Here is a 584-nt window from a genome sequence, read left to right as displayed (position 1 = left end):
CCTATATGACAGATATGCTCAATTACCAATAATAATTTTAATAAACCCGTCCCTATATCAAAACTTTGAGTTATCAACAGTATTCTCATTATTCTGAAAACCGCTATAATCATTAGTCTGCAAAAAGTGTTCCACAGCCCAGTCATGCATTGCATAAAGAATTGGAATGAGGCTTTCTCCCAAACTTGTCAATGAGTATTCCACCTTTGGAGGGATTTGTGCATAAACTTCACGATGTATAATTCCATCTTCTTCCATTTCTCTGAGTTGCTGAGTCAGCATTTTTTGAGTAATTCCCGGTAAGCTTCGCTGTAGTTCGCCAAAGCGTTTGACTTGTGAGATTAATTCTCTAATAATTAAAACTTTCCAGCGTCCACCAATTACTTTTAACGTAGTTTCAACTTCGCAAGTGAGCCTGCTATCTGTTTTTGCTTCAGCTTTCATAGTTACTTTTGGGTAAGTACCGTACTTTTAAGTGCCTACTTTTCATACTCACTATACTTGATTTCAAGTCTGTTAATTGACTCAAATACAGCTATTTGCCAGTAAATGAAGTGTATGGTATTGAGAAATATATAGCTTGT

General features: G+C 35.8%; 1 protein-coding gene. It reads right to left on the bottom strand.

The features are described from left to right. Positions 1-57 precede the first annotated feature (57 nt). Positions 58-444: a helix-turn-helix domain-containing protein gene (locus tag VB654_RS11300; RefSeq protein ID WP_323213842.1), complete on the bottom strand. Its 387-nt coding sequence runs from the start codon at positions 442-444 to the stop codon at positions 58-60. Between the last annotated feature and the right edge of the window lie 140 nt (positions 445-584).

This window comes from Nodularia sp. UHCC 0506 (assembly GCF_034931045.1).
Lineage (GTDB): Bacteria > Cyanobacteriota > Cyanobacteriia > Cyanobacteriales > Nostocaceae > Nodularia.
This window is presented reverse-complemented; position numbering and strand designations above follow the sequence as displayed.